Source organism: Pseudomonas sp. AC242 (genome assembly GCF_979258655.1).
Genome location: NZ_OZ409873.1, coordinates 3,504,788 through 3,523,299, shown reverse-complemented (window position 1 = coordinate 3,523,299; position 18,512 = coordinate 3,504,788). Strand labels below are relative to the sequence as shown.

15 protein-coding genes are annotated in these 18,512 nt (G+C 60.4%); 10 read left to right on the top strand and 5 right to left on the bottom strand.

The window, feature by feature from the left end; genetic code table 11:
• The first annotated feature begins 1 nt into the window (after position 1).
• Both ACZZ0A_RS15750 and ACZZ0A_RS15745 read left to right on the top strand, forming a co-directional pair.
• Positions 2-730, top strand: coding sequence for an alpha/beta hydrolase (locus ACZZ0A_RS15750; protein WP_463543433.1), 729 nt, complete (start codon positions 2-4; stop codon positions 728-730).
• Entirely contained in the window at positions 730-1,251 is a 522-nt protein-coding gene (locus ACZZ0A_RS15745; protein ID WP_463543432.1) for a hypothetical protein, read from the top strand. Before ACZZ0A_RS15750 ends, ACZZ0A_RS15745 begins: the two co-directional genes overlap by 1 nt.
• A gap of 17 nt (positions 1,252-1,268) precedes the next feature.
• On the opposite strand, the gene ACZZ0A_RS15740 is transcribed toward ACZZ0A_RS15745, so the two are convergent.
• The gene (locus ACZZ0A_RS15740) at positions 1,269-2,126 is read right to left on the bottom strand and encodes a LysR substrate-binding domain-containing protein (RefSeq protein WP_034156382.1); all 858 of its coding nucleotides are present in this window, start codon (positions 2,124-2,126) and stop codon (positions 1,269-1,271) included.
• Between the two features lie 109 nt (positions 2,127-2,235).
• Here ACZZ0A_RS15740 and ACZZ0A_RS15735 point away from each other — a divergent pair, with 109 nt between their 5' ends.
• From ACZZ0A_RS15735 to ACZZ0A_RS15725, 3 genes are all read left to right on the top strand, one after another.
• Positions 2,236-2,940, top strand: coding sequence for a haloacid dehalogenase type II (locus ACZZ0A_RS15735; protein ID WP_463543431.1), 705 nt, complete (start codon positions 2,236-2,238; stop codon positions 2,938-2,940).
• Positions 2,941-2,952: 12 nt separating this feature from the next.
• Entirely contained in the window at positions 2,953-3,726 is a 774-nt protein-coding gene (locus ACZZ0A_RS15730; RefSeq protein WP_463543430.1) for an aldolase, read from the top strand.
• Between the two features lie 177 nt (positions 3,727-3,903).
• A complete protein-coding gene (locus ACZZ0A_RS15725) occupies positions 3,904-5,475 on the top strand; it encodes a sensor domain-containing diguanylate cyclase (RefSeq protein ID WP_007915565.1) in 1,572 nt (523 codons plus the stop codon).
• A gap of 224 nt (positions 5,476-5,699) precedes the next feature.
• On the opposite strand, the gene ACZZ0A_RS15720 is transcribed toward ACZZ0A_RS15725, so the two are convergent.
• On the bottom strand, positions 5,700-5,999 hold the full coding sequence (locus ACZZ0A_RS15720; RefSeq protein WP_007915566.1) for a hypothetical protein: 300 nt from the start codon (positions 5,997-5,999) through the stop codon (positions 5,700-5,702).
• Between the two features lie 186 nt (positions 6,000-6,185).
• On the opposite strand from ACZZ0A_RS15720, the gene ACZZ0A_RS15715 reads away from it, so the two are divergent.
• Positions 6,186-6,626, top strand: coding sequence for a carboxymuconolactone decarboxylase family protein (locus tag ACZZ0A_RS15715; RefSeq protein WP_007915567.1), 441 nt, complete (start codon positions 6,186-6,188; stop codon positions 6,624-6,626).
• A 47-nt stretch (positions 6,627-6,673) separates the two neighbouring features.
• Here ACZZ0A_RS15715 and ACZZ0A_RS15710 read toward each other — a convergent pair whose 3' ends face one another.
• The 3 genes from ACZZ0A_RS15710 to ACZZ0A_RS15700 all read right to left on the bottom strand — a co-directional run bounded on the left by ACZZ0A_RS15710 (position 6,674) and on the right by ACZZ0A_RS15700 (position 10,233).
• Positions 6,674-8,266, bottom strand: coding sequence for a DHA2 family efflux MFS transporter permease subunit (locus ACZZ0A_RS15710; RefSeq protein WP_463543429.1), 1,593 nt, complete (start codon positions 8,264-8,266; stop codon positions 6,674-6,676).
• Positions 8,263-9,372 (bottom strand): HlyD family secretion protein, encoded by a 1,110-nt coding sequence (locus ACZZ0A_RS15705; protein WP_414893301.1) that lies wholly within the window; start codon positions 9,370-9,372, stop codon positions 8,263-8,265. The genes ACZZ0A_RS15710 and ACZZ0A_RS15705 overlap by 4 nt, the downstream gene beginning before the upstream one ends.
• Positions 9,373-9,468: 96 nt before the next feature.
• The gene (locus tag ACZZ0A_RS15700; protein WP_463543428.1) at positions 9,469-10,233 is read right to left on the bottom strand and encodes an AraC family transcriptional regulator; all 765 of its coding nucleotides are present in this window, start codon (positions 10,231-10,233) and stop codon (positions 9,469-9,471) included.
• 98 nt (positions 10,234-10,331) lie between these two features.
• On the opposite strand from ACZZ0A_RS15700, the gene ACZZ0A_RS15695 reads away from it, so the two are divergent.
• The 4 genes from ACZZ0A_RS15695 to ACZZ0A_RS15680 all read left to right on the top strand — a co-directional run bounded on the left by ACZZ0A_RS15695 (position 10,332) and on the right by ACZZ0A_RS15680 (position 18,468).
• Positions 10,332-11,465, top strand: a complete 1,134-nt coding sequence (locus ACZZ0A_RS15695; RefSeq protein ID WP_463543427.1) for an MFS transporter — start codon at positions 10,332-10,334, stop codon at positions 11,463-11,465.
• Between the two features lie 108 nt (positions 11,466-11,573).
• Entirely contained in the window at positions 11,574-13,301 is a 1,728-nt protein-coding gene (locus tag ACZZ0A_RS15690; protein ID WP_463543426.1) for a ShlB/FhaC/HecB family hemolysin secretion/activation protein, read from the top strand.
• Positions 13,302-13,412: 111 nt separating this feature from the next.
• The gene (locus ACZZ0A_RS15685) at positions 13,413-17,882 is read left to right on the top strand and encodes a hemagglutinin repeat-containing protein (protein WP_463543425.1); all 4,470 of its coding nucleotides are present in this window, start codon (positions 13,413-13,415) and stop codon (positions 17,880-17,882) included.
• Positions 17,883-18,090: 208 nt separating this feature from the next.
• Positions 18,091-18,468 carry a c-type cytochrome gene (locus ACZZ0A_RS15680; protein ID WP_007915575.1) on the top strand — a complete coding sequence of 126 codons (378 nt, stop codon included), beginning with the start codon at positions 18,091-18,093 and terminating at the stop codon, positions 18,466-18,468.
• The last annotated feature ends 44 nt before the right edge of the window (positions 18,469-18,512 follow it).

Genomic DNA, 18,512 nt, shown 5'->3' with positions numbered 1-18,512 from the left:
CATGGCTGCTGAAACGGTAACGTGCGCGAAGGGCAACAATTACAAGCTTCACAAGGAACATGCGCTGACGGACAAGAAGGATGTCAGTGACAAGCCTGTGCCGGTGGAGAGTACCAAGGCGATTGTGGTTTTTATCGGAGGTGCGGGAGATAAGGAGAGTTATTATTTTTCGGGTCCTTATGAAAACATCCAGGATGCACGACTTGCATTTGATAGGCGCACTGAGACATTAAAGGCAGAAGGGAAATATAAGTCGCAATGGTTGGGTTACAACGAAGTCAGAGGAAAGCAGGACATTCAACGGCACGTGCTAAGCCTTATTCCGTATAAAAGCTGTCCCGTCTATATCGTCGGCCATAGCCTCGGCGGCTGGAATGGTGCGCACCTGTCCAAAATAATGTCGGATTGGGGTTACAAGGTTCAGATGCTGATCACTCTGGATCCTGTGGGTGAAGGGGCTTTGGTGTGGCTGGGCTCAGACATTTATCGCGAACGTCCCGCGCCAGTTTCGGTTGATTGGATCAATATCAAGGCAACACCTTCCAAGAGAGACCCATCAGACGGGGTCGCGGACTTCGGGGAAAAATGGATTATCTCCTGCGGACCGTCAATTAACGTAAATGTCGACACGAATCACGCTAACGCACTGGGATTGCTAAACGCCCCAATCGCTGATGGTAAATCTGCAAGTGACTTGCTGTTTGATTCAATCATGAAGGAGTTTTCGTGATGTACAGGTTTTTCCTTTGTGTGGTTCTGGCTGTCTGTTCGGGATGTGCAAAGGACCATTTACAGCCTCCGGCAAATTTAAGTTATGTGTCCGTAGATAGGTCGAGTTCCCTTTTATATGTCATCAAATATCAATCCGATGTGGATGTTTTGAACCTGTTTGGCCGAGGCGAAAGGCAAGGGATGGCTTCGGGGACATTGAGGTGCGCGTTAGCGGATGACCACGATTTTTCTGTTGGTAAAGCTATTCAGTTTTCTGCGGTGGGGCTGGTAGATTCTGATATACGCGAAAACGGCAACTCCAAATTCTCCTTTTCGAACAGTACATTCATCACTGAAACATCCAGCGACCGAAGTACGGAGAGAGATCTGTCAGCGGCAGAACTGAACCAACTCCTCGCCAACAAACAACAAATCCCCTGCAAAGTCGTCGTCACCGCCTACGGCTACAAACCCTACTACTCAAACACCATGAACATTCCCGTCGCGGATCTGCTGCGGGAAATCAACAAACCCCAATGATAAAAACGGGGGGGATTTCAGGCGAATCCCCCCGCATCCACCCCCAACTCCCCACGCAAAAACTCCACCAAACCACGTTGCAACCCGCTCAAAACCCCATCACGACTGACCAACGCCAATTCCGTCGGCGCCAGTTCCGGCAAATCCGTACACACCTGATGCTCAGGCAACACCGCCGACACTGGCAGCACCGACACCCCCAACCCCGAGGCCACTGCCGCTTGAATCCCGGTCAGGCTGTGACTGCCGAACGCGACCCGCCAGGGGCGCTGGGCAACATCGAGCAAACGAATGGCGCGCTGCCGATACAGACAGCCTTGCGGAAACAACGCCAACGGCAACACGCCAGTGGACGAATCAAACTCCGCACCTTTGACCCACACCAGCCGCTCGGGCCAGGTCGCCCACGCCGGGCCGCTGTCGGGTTCGCGTTTGATCAGGGCGATGTCGATGTCGCCGGCATCCAGACGCTGGCGCAGATCGAGGCTCATGCCGCTGAGGGTTTCCAGCCGCGCTTGCGGATGGCTGCGGGTGAAGCCGGCGAGAATCAGCGCCATGCGCCGCGCGTCGAAGTCTTCCGGCATGCCGATCCGCAGGATTTCCAGATCGAGGTCGCTGGCCAATGCTTCGGTGGCTTCAGCGGACAGCGCCAGTAATCGGCGCGCGTAATGGATCAGTAATTCGCCGTGTTCGGTGACGGCGACATTCAGCCCGGTACGGTCGCGCAGCAACAGGGCGTGGCCGACCAGCTCTTCGAGTTTGCGCACCTGCTGGCTGACTGTCGACTGAGTGCGGTGCACGCGCTCGGCGGCGCGGGTGAAGCTGCCTTCGTCAACCACGCAGACAAAGGTTTTCAGCAATTCCAGGTCCAGCATGGCGGCGCTCTCGATAGTGGATTTTCAACTGACGATTGGCTATTTATTTAATTTCACACTATCACCGGGCGCTCATAAGCTGAAGTCCTCACCACGGAGGATTCGACCAATGACACTCATCCATACCCCGCGCCCGCAATGGCTGACCTTCGATTGCTACGGCACTTTGATCCAGTGGGACGAAGGCCTCAAAGCTGTGGTCGGCGAAATTCTCAGCGAGAAGGGCGAACATCAGGTCGACGCCGGGCACCTGATCGAAGTTTATGATCGCCATGAACATCGCCTCGAACAAACCCCGCCGCACCGATCGTTCCGCGAACTCAGCACCCTCGGCCTGCAATTGGCCCTGGAAGAATTGGGGCTGCCCAGCCTGCCTGAAGACAGCCAGCGTCTGGCCGCCGCCATCCCGAAAATGCCGCCGTTTGCCGAGGTGATCGAAACTCTTGCGCAGCTCAAGGCGATGGGCTTCAAACTGTGCATCGTCTCCAACACCGACGACGACATCATTGCCGGTAACGTCGCGCAGCTCGGCGGCCACATCGACCGGGTGATCACCGCGCAACAGGCTGGCGCCTACAAGCCGGCGCCGCGCCTGTTCGACTACGCTCATGAGCAGTTGGGCGTCAGCCGCGCAGAGGTGTTGCACATCTGCGCCAGCCCGATGCTCGACCATACGGCCGCGCGGGACATGGGCTTTCGCTGTGTATGGATCGATCGTGGCACTGGTCGCCAGATGCTGGCGGACTATCACCCCGACGCGATCCTCAACCGCCTCGATCAAGTGTTGCCGCTGTTCAAATCCCTCGGTTGGTAACGGAGAATCGTCATGGCTCACACCCTGACTGCCAGTGCGCGGGCCGCACGCCCGACAGCGCTGAACCTCGACACAGAAGCCATCATCACCGCGCGCACTGAGCTGGCGGCGTGCTTTCAACTGGCCGCGTTGCATGGCCTGGAGGAGGGCATCTGCAATCACTTTTCGGCGATGGTGCCGGGGCACGACGATCTGTTTCTGGTCAATCCCTACGGTTTTGCGTTTGCCGAAGTGACCGCGCAGAATCTGCTGGTCTGCGACTTCGACGGCAATGTGGTTGAAGGCGAAGGCTTGCCGGAAGCCACGGCGTTTTACATTCATGCGCGTCTGCACAAGCAACTGCCGCGAGTGAAAGTCGCCTTTCACACCCACATGCCTCACGCCACGGCGTTGTGCCTGCTACAAGGGCCGCCACTGTTATGGCTGGGGCAGACCGCGCTGAAGTTCTACGGGCGCACGGCGGTCGACGAGGACTACAACGGCCTGGCGCTGGACACGTCCGAAGGCGACCGTATCGCCGGAGTCATGGGCGACGCCGACATTCTGTTCCTGAAAAATCACGGCGTGATCGTTGCCGCGCCGACCATCGCCGAAGCCTGGGACGACCTCTATTACCTGGAACGCGCCGCGCAGGTGCAACTGCTGGCGATGGCCACGCAACGGCAATTGAAGCCGGTGCCCCACGCCATTGCGCAACGGGCCTATGAGCAAATGCGCGAAGGTGATCCGCAAAGTGCGCGAGCCCACCTGCACAGTGCGATGCGGCGCCTGGCCCTTCACAACTGACTAACCCTAAAGGAGCGATCGAAAATAAATCGGCGAACAGCGATCATCCAAACTCGTTGTGCGCCGATATACCTGAGCGGGACCGGGGCGTTTGCCCCGTAGATTCCGGTGGGCTACGCTCACAAACATAAGGGTTTTGCCGCTGGCGCCCTTGTCGTACCTGCCCAGGACTTGCTTTTGCCTATCCCTATTCACGATCCGCATCAGGCCCCCGGAGGCACCCTTAAACGCCTGCCGCTGCGCAAAGCGGCAGTGCTGTTTATCGTTGCGGTGGGGTTGTGCCTGTCCGGTTTGCTGTACCTGCAACTGGAGCAGTCGCGTCGTCAGGATCTGGCCGTGGCGAAAATGGCCTCGAGCAACCTGACCCGGGCGATGGCGCAGCAGGCCGAAGACACCTTTTTGGCCGCCGATCTGGTGATGACCAGCCTGGTTGACTGGATTCAGGATGACGGTTACGGCGCCGCGCAGAAGCCGCGTTTGCAGAAAACTTTCGCCCGGCGCGTGCAGCAACTCGATCAGTTGCACGGCATTTTTCTCTTCGACACGCAGGGCCAGTGGGTGATTACTTCATTCGCTGATTTGCCCCGTGGCAATGGCGTGGCCGATCGCGAGTACTTCAAGTTCCACCAGCAGAACGCCTCGACGCTGGCGCACATCGGCCCGGCGATTCGCAGCCGTGAGAACGGCGAGTGGATCATCCCGATTTCCAAACGCGTCAATGATCACGCGGGCAATTTTCAGGGGGTGTTGCTGGCCGGGATCAAGATGTCGTATTTCGACCGCTTTTTCGAAAGCTTCAGCCTCGATGATCAAGGCATCATGTTTCTCGGCTTGAGTGACGGCACCTTGCTCGCCCGTCGGCCGTTCGATGAAAACCTGATCGGCACGTCGCTGGCGCAAGGGCGGATTTATCGCACGTTACTGCCTGAGGCGGCGGCCGGCACGGCGATGATCAACTCGGTGGTCGATGGCGTGGTGCGTTTGTATGGTTATCGACGCTTGTCGGCGTATCCGCTGGTGGTGTCGGCGGCGACCTCGCGCGACACGATTCTCGAGGGTTGGTACGCACGGGCCTTCCAGTCGAGTGTGATTGTCGCCTTGGTGATTCTTGGCGTCGGCCTGTTTGGCTGGGTGTTCATTCATCAGGTGCGCGATGGTGAACGGATCGAAAAAAACCTGCGCAAAGCCCAGCGTACGCTGGAGCAGATCGCCACTCACGACAGCCTGACCGGGTTGGCCAATCGACGTTTGTTCGAGCGCTCTCTGGAAGTCGAATTCGCCCGTGGTGCGCGGCAGGTCAGCCCGGTCAGCCTGATCATGCTCGATATCGATTTCTTCAAGCGCTACAACGACGCCTATGGTCATGTCGCCGGGGATCATTGTCTGACTCAGGTCGCCCAAGTGCTGCAGACGTGCTGCCAGCGCAAGTCGGATCTGGCGGTGCGCTACGGTGGCGAGGAGTTTGCGGTGCTGTTGCCGGACACCGACATCAACGGCGCACTGGCGATTGCCGGGCAGATCCGGCGCAGCGTGATCGACAAACACATCATCCACAGCGGCTCGCCAACCGGGTATTTGACGGTGAGTCTGGGCTGTTATTCGTTTATTCCGAGCGGCAATGACAGCCTGGAAGTGTTTATCCAGCGTGCCGATGCGGCGTTGTATCAGGCGAAAAATGCCGGGCGCAATCGTGCGGCGGTGTTGTCACTGGACAGCGGCCTGGCCGAATTGATGCGCTCCGATCGCTGACCCAGAGCCTGGCACAAACCCTATGGGTGAGAGGGGATTGTGTGATTGTCGCAGGAACTTGTGGGAGCTGGCTTGCCAGCGATAACGGTCGGTCAGTCAAGGAAGATGTTGACTGTGCTGACGCTATCGCTGGCAAGCCAGCTCCCACAGTGATTTTCATCAAGCCAAGGTTATGTGAATACCCATACAACCGAGGGTTTTCACCACGGGTGGCTCTTGTTCGTTCAGCCGCCAGTGCCACCGCCCGCACCGCCAGTGCCGCCGCCGGCCGATCCGGTACCGCCGCCAGCCCCGGAACCCGAACCACTGGCCCCGCCATTGGTGCCAGTCCCGGAACCCATGCCCGAAGAACCGCTACCACCGGAAGGCGCGCCCGGCGTGTTGTCTGGCGGCGTAGTTGTGCTGGTCGGGCCGCCGGACTTGGTGCCGGTGGCGTCAGCGCCGTCGTTGGCGGCGAAGCTGGCGGCCGAGGCGCTGGCGAGCAACCCGGCGAGCAATAACGAAGTGAGTTTGCGCGTGATCATGATCCGTCTCCAGAAATGGCATGTACCTGATATTGGTCTGACGCGCAGAACCCTTGGTGCCGAATGGCTGACGAGCGGTCAGCGGGAAAACCGAGTGGCCTCCTGATCTTCTGGAATATTGGCTATTTGTCGAACCGGGTGTGAGGGCTAACGTAGCCACACATTCACTTGCTACCCGGAGCTACCATGCAACCTCGTACCGATTTCTACACCGCCTCCCCAGACGCCTTGAAAGCGATGATGGCTCTGGAAACTGCCGTGTCCAAACTGCCGCTGGAAAAGACCCTGATCGAATTGGTCAAGTTGCGCGCCTCGCAAATCAACGGCTGCGCATTCTGCATCGACATGCACACCACCGATGCGATCAAGGGTGGCGAAACCCCGCGCCGCTTGTTCGCGGTGACGGCATGGCGTGAAGCGCCGTTTTTCAGCGACCGCGAACGCGCCGCGCTGTTGTGGACTGAATCGCTGACCCAACTGAGCCTGACCCACGCCCCGGACGAAGATTACGAGGTGGTTGCGGCGCAGTTCACACCGAAAGAAATGGTCGACCTCAGCGTGGCGATCAACACCATCAACAGCTGGAATCGTCTGGCCGTAGGCTTCCGCAAAATCCCACAGGCTTAAGCTGCCCACAATCCCTACACGGGCCGGGGAAACTTCATAAAACTGGATCAATGCCCATCCGCACTCGGCGCCGCCGGTGGTTGCACCTTGCGCATCAAGGGCACCATCGCCGTGGCGATGACGAAGCACGCCCCGATCATCAAAAAGGTGTCACCGTAGGTTTGCGTTTGCGCCTCGCGGTAGGTCAGCAGCCACAACTGGCGCAGGCTGGCGGTGACACCGACGTCGCCGCTCTGGCCCAGGTTCGCCAGGTTTCCACTGACCTGCGACAGCCACTGATTCATCGCTTCATTGCTGCTGTTCAAGTGTTCGGCTAATCGCGTGAAGTGCAGGTTGGTGCGGTCATTGAGAATGGTCGCGCACGCCGCAATACCAATCGCACCACCCAGATTGCGCATCAGGTTGAACAACCCTGACGCATGCTTCAAACGTGCGGGCGCCAACCCGCCCAAGGTCAGCGTCACCGCTGGCGGCACCGCCAATTGCTGGGCAATCCCGCGCAACGCTTGCGGCAGCATCAATTGCCCCGCGCCCCAGTCGTGAGTGATCGGGCTGAACTCCCACATCGATATCGCGAACAGACCCAGACCGATCATCATGATCCAGCGCAGATCGACGCGATTGGCCAGAAAGGCATACAGCGGAATCGCCATGATCTGGAACACGCCGGTGGAGAAAACCGCCAGACCAATGTCCAGCGCGCTGTAGCCGCGCACCCGGCCGAGGAACAGCGGCGTCAGGTAAATCGTCGCGAACAGGCCGATGCCGGTGACAAACGAAAAGAAGCAGCCGAGGGCGAAATTGCGATCCTTCAAGGCGCGCAGATCGACGATCGGATTGGCCACGTGCAAGGTGCGGCCAATGAAGGCCAACCCGGCGAGGCCACTGATCCACGCGGTGGTCAGAATGGTCTGGTCGCTGAACCAGTTCCAGCGCGGACCTTCTTCGAGGGTGTATTCCAGGCAGCCAAGAAACAGCGCAAGAAACACCATGCTCAAATAGTCCGCGCCTTTGAGCAGCGACAGTTCCGGCTGGTCGATTTTCACCAGCATCGGCACTGCCACGGCAACGAAAATACCCGGCACCAGGTTGATATAGAACAACCAGTGCCACGAGGAAATATCAGTGATCCAGCCACCGATCACCGGCCCCAATGTCGGCGCTAAGGACGCGACCGCACCGATGGTCGCGGCGGCGATCACGCGTTGTTTGCCGGTGAAGAAAAAGAACGCGGTGGTGAACACCAGCGGGATCATCGAGCCGCCGAGAAAACCTTGCAGCGCCCGAAAGGCAATCATGCTCTGGATGTTCCAGGCCACGCCGCAGAGCAGGCTGGCGAGGGTGAAACCGACCGCCGACGCGCAGAACAACCAGCGCGTGGAGAACACTCGCGACAGCCAGCCGGACAGCGGAATCACGATGATTTCGGCGATCAGATAACTGGTCTGCACCCACGCGGTTTCATCGGTGCCGGCGGACAGTCCGCCGCCGATATCGCGCAGTGACGCCGAGACAATCTGGATATCCAGCAGCGCGATGAACATGCCAATGCACATGGTCGCGAAGGCGAACACTTTGGTGGCGGTCGCCATGTCCGCTGCGTTGAATGGCTGTGCAGGAGCGGCGAGGGCGGTGCTCATGGCGCGACGGCCACGGCACTGGTTTCCGGTTGTGCGCGGGTGTCGACTTCCGCCGTCACCGACAGGCCCGGGCGCAAGTGCCCGAGCACGCCATCAGCGGGGTCGAGGAGGATGCGCACCGGTACGCGCTGGACGATTTTGGTGAAGTTGCCGGTGGCGTTTTCCGGTGGCAGCACACTGAATTGCGAACCAGTGGCGGGGGCGAGGCTGTCGAGGCGGCCGTGGAATTCCTGTCCGGAAAGGACGTCGGCGCGGATGCTCACGCGTTGCCCGGGTTTCATCCGCGCCAATTGGTCTTCCTTGAAATTGGCATCGACCCAAAGGCCGCTGGCCGGCACTACCGACAACTGTTGCGAGCCGGCCTGAGCATAGGCGCCAACCCGGGCGCGGCGATTGCCGATCACGCCATCGACCGGCGCGCGCAGTTCGGTGTAGCCGAGGTTGAGTTGCGCCAGATCGCGTTCGGCGCGGGCTTGCTGAAGGGCGGCGCGGGCCTGTTGTTTCTGGGTGTCGATCACCGCCAGTTGGCGTTGCGCGGCCAGCAGTTCGGCTTGTGCACGGGCGCTCAGGGCTTGTGCGGTTTTGAAGGTAGCGTCGGCGCGTTGTGCGCTTTCTACGGACACGGCGTTGCTGGTCACCAGGCGTTTGTAGCGTGCGTTGTCGTCCCGCGAACGCGCGGTTTCTGCGCCGGCGGCGTCGATGCCGGCGCGGGCCTGGCCGATCACCGCTTGTTGCAGTTGTTCGGTGGCGTCGAGGTTGGCCAGCAGCGCTTCTTCAGCGGCGACGGCGCCTTCGGCCTTGGCCAGATTGGCGCGATAGTCGCGGGCGTCGAGGCGGATCAACACATCGCCGGCCTTGACGTGCTGGTTGTCGCTGACCAGCACTTCGTCGATGTAACCGGCGACTTTCGGCCCGATCACCGTGACATCGCCACCAATATAGGCATCGTCGGTTTCTTCGAGAAAACGCCCGGCGCCCCACCAGTGCACGGCGTACAGACCGGCAAAGATCAATGCGAGCAATCCCGCGCCGGGAAGCAGCAGGCGTTTAAGCAGGGGCGGCCTGGTCTTTACCACAACAGGTTCGAGGGTGGGCATGCTGGTCATGGCGGGATACCTGCGCAAACGGGTCATTATTACGGCTGTAATATGACGCAGGTAATATTTAGTCGCAAATTATTTCTGCTGCCAATCGTCAGTTGCTCACTTGAGCCAGTGGCCCGGCGTGCTGCCGGTCATGGCTTTGAAGAAGGCGATGAAGGCGCTGTCGCTGGCAAAACCCGATTCGAACGCGCAGTAACTCAGGCTGCGCCCGGTGGCGAGTAATTCCATCGCGCGCATCAAGCGCCACTGCTGGCGCCATTGCTGATAACTCATGCCGGTTTCGCGCTGGAAGATTCGCCCGATGGTGCGACTGCTGGCGCCGATCTGCTGTTCCAGCAGTTGCAGCTCCGGAGGCAGACGTTCGGGCGTTTGCAGCAGCAGCGCGAGGCGTTTGTCTTGAGGTAACGGCAACAACATCGGTTGTTGCGCCGCTTCCTCGATTTCGCTCAGGCACAGGCCGAGCAAGTGGGCGAATTTGCCCTGCTGCCAATCGGTGGCGAAATCGGCCAGCGCCATGGGCTCCAGCACCGCACGCAACAAGGCACTGACTTCGATCACGCACACCTGCTCTGGCAGCTCGGCGCACAGTTCGGGGATCAAGTAGATGGAGCGGTAATCGACACTTCGCTGCATCACCGCCCGATGGCTGACACCCGGCGGAATCCACGCCGCCCGCGACGGCGGCAACAGGCACAGTTGCTGCGCCAGAGTAATCCGCGTGCAGCCTTGTCGCGTGTACAGCAGTTGCCCGCGTTGATGACGGTGCAGGCCGGAGTCGTGGTCGCCCAAGGTCGAGGCGATACCAATCACCGGCGCCTGAAAGCGATCTGCGTCGAATGTTGCGTGGGCTTCGAGCCAGGCCATGAGTTGTCCGATTTCAGCGATAAGTTGGCAGGATTTGGATAATACGCCAGTGGCCGGTTCTTAAACTCCTCGGCGGTTCAAGTGAGGAGTGATGAAGGATGAACAACAGATATTTCTTGTGGCTGGCAATTGCGCTGCTGATGTTTCCGCAAATCGCGCAAACCCTGTACAGCCCGGCGCTCGGCGATATCGGGCGTGCGTTTAACGTTGGCCCGCAAGCCGCCGCGCAGACCTTGTCGGTGTATTTCCTCGCGTTTGCCGTCGGGGTGGTCGTGTGGGGGCGTTTGTGTGATCGCATCGGTCGGCGCCCGGCGATGCTCGCGGGCTTGGCTATCTACGCCGCTGCCACACTTTTCGGTCTGCGGGTCAGCAGTTTCAACGGCTTGTTACTGGCGCAGATGTTGGCGGCTTTCGGTGCTTCGGTGGGCTCGGTGGTCACGCAAACCGTGTTGCGCGACCGCTTCAAAGGCGCCGAACTGGCGCAGGTGTTTTCCCTGGTAGGCATCGCGCTGGCGGCCAGTCCGGCGATTGGCCTGTTCAGCGGCGCCAGCCTGGTTGAGGTCTTCGGTTATCGCGGTGTCCTCACTGCATTGCTGTTGCTGGCAACGCTGTTGTGGCTATGGAGTTGGTACATCCTGGCGGAAACCCGGCCAGCGCCCTGCAGCCATGTCGGTCTGTTCGAAACCCTTGGGCGCATGCTGCGAGACTGGGGGATCTGGCGCTCGGCGCTGTGGATTGCATCGTTCAACGTGGCGCTGTTCAGCTATTACAGCCTCGCACCGTTCATGTTTCAGCGGCTGGATGTGGACGCCAGCGGGTTCGGCTACAGCGGCGTGATCCTCGCGCTGGGCTCAGGTTTTGGAGCATGGTTCAACCGGCGTTTATTGACGGCCGGGTTCAAGGCATTGCAGTTGATTCGCCTCGCGGCTGGCATCGCCTTGCTCGGTGGCGTGGGCGTATGGTCGCTGCAAGGCAGTGTCGCGTTCGTGCTGCCGATGCTGCTGGTGGTGTTGGCGTTTGGCCTGGCAATCCCGAACATTCTCGGTTCGGCCTTGGCCAATTACGCGGATCGATTGGGCACCGCCGGGGCGTTGTTGGGTTTGATGTATTACCTGCTGATCGGCGCGGGACTGATGCTCGCCGGCTGGTTTCAAGCCCTCGGGGAAACCCTGATAGCGTGCAGTGCCGTGGCCTTGCTGCTGACAATAAAGCCAGGCAAAGCAATTGTTTAAGAAATGTAAGCGCTGTAGGAAGCGTCTTGCATTTGTGTAGGAGGGCTCCGACTATCACGATCATTGATGACGTGGCATTACGCCATTTGATGATCGCAAGGATGTTGCGTGCCGTTTCCGTTTCGCGCTGTTTTTCGCCGTCGTTCCCCGCTTTGCCCGCTGTTGTCGGCCTTTGTGTTGAGTGTGTGTGCCTCCTCGATTGAAGCCGCCGAACCTGTCGCGCCGGGCCAGGAAGTGCTGCGCCAGCAACAACAGCAACAGCGCGATCTGCAACAACTGCAACTTGAGCAAAGAAAGCGGCAGTTGGAGCGCGGCGCGTTCGGTCCGGCGCCGGTCACCCCGGCCATTCCGCCAACCGTCACCGCCGATGAACGTTGCTGGCCATTGAGCGGTGCGCGCATCGGCGGCGTCACGTTGATCGACAGTGCCAAACTCAACGCGCGGATCAAACCGCTGCTGGCGCCGTGCATGGGCGTCGGCCAGATCAATCATCTGTTGGCGACCATCACCGCGAGCTACGTCGACAAGGGCTACATCGCCAGCCGTCCGTATCTGCTCAGCGCACCGGCAGCGGGGCAGTCACTGGATATCCGCGTTGAAGAAGGCTACATCGAGTCCATCGAACTGGCCGATCAGAGTCTGCCGGTGTCCCTCGGCGGCGCGTTTCCGGGGATGCTCGGCGAGCCGCTGAACCTGCGCGATCTGGAGCAGGGCCTTGATCAACTGAATCGCCTGCGCTCGATCGATCTCACCGCCGATATCGCTCCCGGCAGTCAGCCCGGTGCCTCGCGGATCATCCTGCGTTCTCGCACCTCCGCGCATTCGCGCTGGGCCTTGAACGCGGGCATCGACAACCTCGGCAGCGCAAGCACCGGACGTGATCGCGACACCGTCAGCCTCAGTCTCGACAGCCCGTTGCAACTCAACGACCTGTTGAGCCTCAGCGCCAGCGACACCCTCAATCAGGGCGATCGCTACAGCCGCAACGCCAGCCTGTATTACGCGATTCCCTACGGTTACTGGACCTACAGCGTGTTCGCCAGCCATGCCGAATATCGCGCGCCATTCAAACTGCCAAGCGTGACCTTTCACAACACCGGCATCACCGACCAAGTCAGCCTGCGCGCCGACCGTGTGCTGTGGCGCGACCAGAGCCGTCAGCTCAGCGCCAACCTGCAACTGGCGCACAAGGATGTCGACAGCTACCTGCAAGACGTTCGCCTCGGTATTCAAAGCCCGACGCTGACGGTGGCTGAGGCTGGCCTCAATCTGTTCTGGCTCGACCGCGCGGTGTGGAACCTCGACGTCAATTACGCTCAGGGCCTGCGCTGGTTTGGCGCCGACGACGACTCACAGCAGCAGATCAACAACCTGCCCAAGGCGCAGTTCCGCAAGTACCGCACGGGCCTCAGTCAGTGGCGCAATGGTCAGCTTGGCGCGCAGGCCTGGCAGTGGCAGAGCCAGCTCAATTTGCAGTACAGCCCGGACCCGTTGCCAGCGATCGAACAATTGCTCGGCACCGATGAATCGGCGGTGCGCGGCTATCGGGTCAGCAGTGCCTCCGGCGCCAGCGGCGCGATCTGGCGTAACACCTTGCGCTTGCCGCTGCGCAGTCAATGGCCGGTGCAGATCACCCCGCGGGTGGGCCTCGACCACGGCTGGATCAAGGCCGATCACGGCGCGCAGGGCCAACGCCTGAGTGGCGCCAGTGTCGGTCTGAATCTGGGCTGGAAGAACTTGCAAGTGGACGTCGATTATCAACGCGCGCTCAACACCCCGAGCGGTCTGCAACACGAATCGCAAACCTGGCTGATGCGCGTCGGGGTGCAGATATGACGCTACCGCAACGAACAACGCAGTGAACAAACAGCCGTCGGATCTGAGCGCGTCAGCCACGGCCAAGACTAAACGCGCAACGTGATGCCGTACTCACATGGAGACGTTTTTATGCCAGCACACACCTTTGCATTTCATCTTTCGCCGCGGGGCAAATTGCGCTGGGCGATTGCCAGCCTGTTCTTCGCCGTGCACCTGCCGAGCGCGCTCGCCGGCGGCGTCGTAGTCGCACCGGGCCCCGGCGGCACCGCGCAATTGCAGACCCAGGGCGGTGTGCCCATCGTCAACATCGTCGCGCCCAACGGTTCGGGCCTGTCGCACAACCAGTTCCTCGATTACAACGTCGACCGTCAGGGGCTGGTACTGAACAACGCCTTGCAGGCCGGGCAATCGCAACTGGCCGGGCAACTGGCGGCCAACCCGCAACTGCAAGGCCAGGCGGCGAGCGTGATTCTCAACGAAGTGATCAGCCGCAATCCGTCCGCCATCAACGGCGCGCAGGAAATCTTCGGTCGGCCTGCCGATTACGTGTTGGCCAACCCCAACGGCATCTCGGTCAATGGCGGCAGCTTCATCAACACGCCGAACGCCAATCTGGTGGTCGGTCGTCCGGAATTGAATGACGGCAAACTGCAAAGTCTGAATACCCGCGACGCCAGTGGTCAGTTGCAGATTCACAGCGGTGGACTACGCAACGGCGAGGGCTCGATCAACCTGATCGCGCCGCGAATCGACAGCCAGGGCGCGATCACTGCGCGCGACCAGTTGAACCTTACGGTCGGGCGCAATCAGGTTGATTACGCCAGCGGCCAGGTGAAAACCGTCGACCCTGCCGGCAACACCGGCGATCAACGCATCGACGCCAGTCTGTTCGGCGCGATGCAGGCCGGGCGCATCAACATTGTCAGCACCGCCGAAGGTGCCGGCGTACGGGTTGGCGCGGTGCAAGTGGCCGGGCGTGATGGCGTGCAGATTCGTTCCGCTGGTGACTTGAGTGTCAGCGGTGAAGCGGTTGCCAACAGCCTCGACGTGACCCGCGCCGGTCTCCGCAGTAGTCAGGGCGATGTGGCTTTGCACAGCGGCAAGGATCTGACGTTGGCGGCTACCGATGTCAGCGCTCGCGACGTCACGCTCGACGCCAAACGCAACCTGACCCTGTCGACGGTCGAAAGCCGCAAGCTTCAGGAAAAGCGCGAAAACTGGAACAACAGCACCATCGGCATCACCTGGGAAACCTACGACCGCACTCAGACCGACAGTGAATCGCGCCAGCACGGCAGCCAGATTATCGCTAGCCGCGACGCCAAGTTGTCGTCCGGTAAAGACACCGAACTGAAAGCCGCCAAGGTCGAAGCGGCGAAGACTCTCGATGTGCAAAGCGGCGGCGACTTGCGCCTGACCGCCGCCACTGAAAGCCACACGCAGACCGATCAAGGTAATCACCGCAAACACCTGTGGAAAGCCGACTGGAACAGCAGCAGCGAGGAGCAGCGCAGCGTCACCAGCCAACTGAAGGCCGGCAACATTGCTCTGCAAACCGCCGCGTTGTTGCGCTCCGAAGGCGCCGAGTTAAACAGCTCCGGCGACGTGCAACTGGCCGGCAAACAGGTGGAAATCACCACGGCCACTCTTACCAATCGCAGCAGCGACAACCGATATTCCGGCGATCTGGTCGGCGGTGGTTTCTTCGGCAAGACGGGCGATGCCGACAAGGGCAAGACCCAGCATCAGGGCAGCAAGGTCAACGCCAGCGGCAAACTGATCGTCAAGGCTGACGACGTGCGCATCAGCGGCAGCCAAGTGCGTGGCGGCACCGACGCCAGCGTGATCAGCGACAAGGGTTCGCTGGTGATCGATGGCGTGCAGGACACCTCGCACAGCAATAACCACGACAAGGACAGCAAGTTCTTCGGCATCAGCAAGGACGAGTCGCGGCAGAACAGCAAAGACAGCAGCACCGTGCGCAGCGAACTGGTGTCCGACAGCAACCTCAAGCTCAAGAGCGCCAAGGATATCGAAGTGGCGGGCTCGACGGTCAAGGCTGGCGGTGCGCTGACGGCCGACGCGGCAGGCGACGTCAATGTGCATTCGGCGCAGAACACTCACGACAGTACTGACACCACGCACACCCGTGGCTTCGATGCGTACGCCAAAGAGCAAACGCCGGAACAATACCGCGCCGGGATCCACTACGAAGACAAACAGCAAACCGTCACTAGCAACGACGTCACTCAACAAGGTTCCAGCCTCAGCGGCGGCAGTGTGCAGGTGAAGGCGGGCGGTGACGTCACGCTCAAAGGCGCGGAGGTGAAATCCACCGTTGGCGACACCACGTTGAGCGGCCAAAACGTGTCGTTGCTGGCCGCAGCCGACAGTCACCAAACCACCACCGACACCTCCAGCACTGGCGGTGGTTTCTACTACACCGGCGGCCTCGACCGTGCCGGCAGTGGCGTCGATTTCGCCCACAGCACGGCGCAGGATTCGACCAGTAAAACCGCCGCGCAAACCAGCAGCGTACAGAGCAGCGGCAGCCTGACGATCAATGCCGACAAACTCGCCACTGAAGGTGCGCAACTCAAGGCTGGCGACGGTCTGAACGTCGCCGCCAACGAGATCGACAACCGTGCGGCCAGCAACACTGACAGCAGCACGCATAGCGAGAGCAACTGGTCGGCGGACATCGGCGCCAACGTCGAGTACAAAGACATCGCCCGGCCGATCGCTGGCGCAGTCAAAGACGTGCTCGGCGGCAAGGTGCCGGACAAGGATTCGCTGGCCAATCTCGGTCAGCCGAATGTCGGCATAGACGTCGCAGTCGGTCATGGCAGCGCCAGCAAAACCGAGCAAAACAACAACGCTGTAGTCAGCCGTTTTGACGGCGGCACTGTCGATGTGAAAACCACCGGCACGTTGCACGACCAAGGCACGCAATACAACGCCAGCGCCGGCCAAGTGAACATCAGCGCTGACCAACTGCTTGCCGATGCCGCCAGCAATACGCACAACAGCAGCGCCAACGCGGTGGATGCCAAGGTCGATGTGCGCGTCTACACCAAGACCGGTGAAGACGTGAACGTCGCCGGCAGCGGCGCGGGTGGCAGCAGTGCGTCGAGCAAGGACAACTCCAGCGCCGTGGTCGGCGGTTACGCCGGTAGCCAGGGTGTGAACATCAAGGTCGGCGGCGATGCGCAGTTCGAAGGCAGTCGTTTCGACGGCGGGCAGGGCGGTGTGAGCATCAAGACGGGCGGTGATCTGGCGCTGAATCAGGCCAACGACCGGCAGACCAGCAATGACAGCAGCCTGCGCGGCAATGGCTCGCTGACGGTCGGCACCTTGCCCGGCACCGATGGCACCAACGTTGATCTCGGCGCCGGTTTCCAGCTTGATCACAGCGGCAAGCAAAGCACTGACACTCAGGCCCATGTGGCGAGCATCACCGGCAACGGTCCGGTGCAACTCAGCAGCGGCGGCGATCAAGTCCAGCAAGGCACGAAAATCGACAGCGCTGGCGCCATCGATTTGCACGCTGATGGCAAGCTCGATCTGCAAGCCGCAACCGACACTCATACCGCGACCGGCAGCAATCTCGGCGGCGGCTTGAAGGGTGGCGGCAGCAAAACCAGCAGCGAGAAGAGCCGCGATCAGGGCGGCAATCTGAGTGGCAACTTCAATATCGGTCGGGTCAACGAGGATTCGAAAACCCTTACCGGTGGCCAACTCAACAGCCAGAGCGGCATCGCGTTGAGCGGTGATTCGATTCATCTGCAAGGCACGCAAGTCAGCGCACCGAACGTCAGCATCGACGCGCAAAAGGGTGGTTACGTGCAGGAGTCGGCGCAGTCCACCGACCACCGCAATAACTGGAATGTCGCGCTGAATGCCGGTGGCAACCTGAGCAGCAAAACCCCGACCGCCGCTGATGAGAAGGCCAGCAGCGACCACGGCTTCAACGCCGGGGCCAAAGTCGCTGTGGATTACTTGCAGGGCAGCACCCAGCAGAACAGCCAGATCAAGGCTGACAGCGTGGTGTTGAACAGCGCTGGTGATGCACAGCTGGCGGGTGCGCGGATCGACGCTAAAGATGTCAGCGGCAAGGTCGCGGGTGATCTGATCGTCGAAAGCCTTCAGGACGCGAGCAACCACGCCAAGGTCGATGTTGATCTGGGCCTGACTGCGAAGAAAAACCCACCGAGTGACAAAGAGAAGCTCGCCGGCACCGACTACAAACCGACACTGAAAGCGCAGGGTGAGTACGCGCACAAGGACAGCGTTGCGCAGGCGTCCGCGATCAGTGCCAGCCAAGGCGTGAACCTCGCAGTCGGCGGCGCGACACAGCTGACCGGCGCGCGGATTTCGTCGACGCAAGGAAAGGTCGATCTCGGTGGTTCGAAGGTCAGCAGCACCGATCTGAGTAACCGTGACTACGGCGTGAAAGCGGGCCTTGATCTGCCGCATAAAGCCGAGGAAAACGCACCGAAGGTTTCCCTGGAAAACGGTACCTTGAAAGTCGGCCCGGTCACCCTGAGTGGGCATCTCGACACCCAGACCCTGCAAGCCGGGATCGACGAGAAAGGCTGATCCAACGGCCAGTGGTGGATGCACTTGACCCCGCATCCACCACCCAACCCTGTGGGAGCGAGCCTGCTCGCGAAAGCGTCCTGTCAGTCAATGCAACCAGTGACTGATGTACCGCATTCGCGAGCAGGCTCGCTCCCACATTGTTTTGCGCCAGGCGTTAAATCTCGCGCATCATGCGCGACCTTAAAAAACGCCAGGGAGGCAAACAATGAAAACAGCATTCGTCGCTGTACTCGGGGCTTTGTTGATCGCCCAACCATCCGTGTCCTTCGCGGATAACAGCAACGGCAAAAACCTCTATTCGCAGCGCTGCGCTGTGTGCCACGGCGCCGATATAAAAGGCAGCGGACCGCTGGCGCGTAAAAGCAATCCGCCCACACCCGACCTGACCACCTCCGCGTTCAAAAAACGCCTGAGTGAATATCCGGGGGTGATTGTGTCGTCGATCATCCTTCGCCCGAACGGCAACCTGATTCCAAAAACGCTGCAGGAAAACGGGGTAAAAATACCGCCGCATGCCTGGAGCGTTAAGGATCTGCGTGACTTGCATGACTACATGAGTGGGGTGATTTCGATAAAACGCTGAGCTCGCGAGGCGACCCGGACGGTCGGATCGAGGAATCCATTGCT

Bases quoted from the DNA above. Each gene is read 5' to 3' on its own strand.
- ACZZ0A_RS15735 (WP_463543431.1), top strand. From the start codon at position 2,236: ATGACACTCATCCATACCCCGCGCCCGCAATGGCTGACCTTCGATTGC.
- ACZZ0A_RS15750 (WP_463543433.1), top strand. From the start codon at position 2: ATGGCTGCTGAAACGGTAACGTGCGCGAAGGGCAACAATTACAAGCTT.
- ACZZ0A_RS15685 (WP_463543425.1), top strand. From the start codon at position 13,413: ATGCCAGCACACACCTTTGCATTTCATCTTTCGCCGCGGGGCAAATTG.
- ACZZ0A_RS15700 (WP_463543428.1), bottom strand. From the start codon at position 10,233: ATGGCCTGGCTCGAAGCCCACGCAACATTCGACGCAGATCGCTTTCAG.
- ACZZ0A_RS15745 (WP_463543432.1), top strand. From the start codon at position 730: ATGTACAGGTTTTTCCTTTGTGTGGTTCTGGCTGTCTGTTCGGGATGT.
- ACZZ0A_RS15730 (WP_463543430.1), top strand. From the start codon at position 2,953: ATGGCTCACACCCTGACTGCCAGTGCGCGGGCCGCACGCCCGACAGCG.
- ACZZ0A_RS15705 (WP_414893301.1), bottom strand. From the start codon at position 9,372: ATGACCAGCATGCCCACCCTCGAACCTGTTGTGGTAAAGACCAGGCCG.
- ACZZ0A_RS15710 (WP_463543429.1), bottom strand. From the start codon at position 8,266: ATGAGCACCGCCCTCGCCGCTCCTGCACAGCCATTCAACGCAGCGGAC.
- ACZZ0A_RS15720 (WP_007915566.1), bottom strand. From the start codon at position 5,999: ATGATCACGCGCAAACTCACTTCGTTATTGCTCGCCGGGTTGCTCGCC.
- ACZZ0A_RS15740 (WP_034156382.1), bottom strand. From the start codon at position 2,126: ATGCTGGACCTGGAATTGCTGAAAACCTTTGTCTGCGTGGTTGACGAA.
- ACZZ0A_RS15695 (WP_463543427.1), top strand. From the start codon at position 10,332: ATGAACAACAGATATTTCTTGTGGCTGGCAATTGCGCTGCTGATGTTT.
- ACZZ0A_RS15680 (WP_007915575.1), top strand. From the start codon at position 18,091: ATGAAAACAGCATTCGTCGCTGTACTCGGGGCTTTGTTGATCGCCCAA.
- ACZZ0A_RS15715 (WP_007915567.1), top strand. From the start codon at position 6,186: ATGCAACCTCGTACCGATTTCTACACCGCCTCCCCAGACGCCTTGAAA.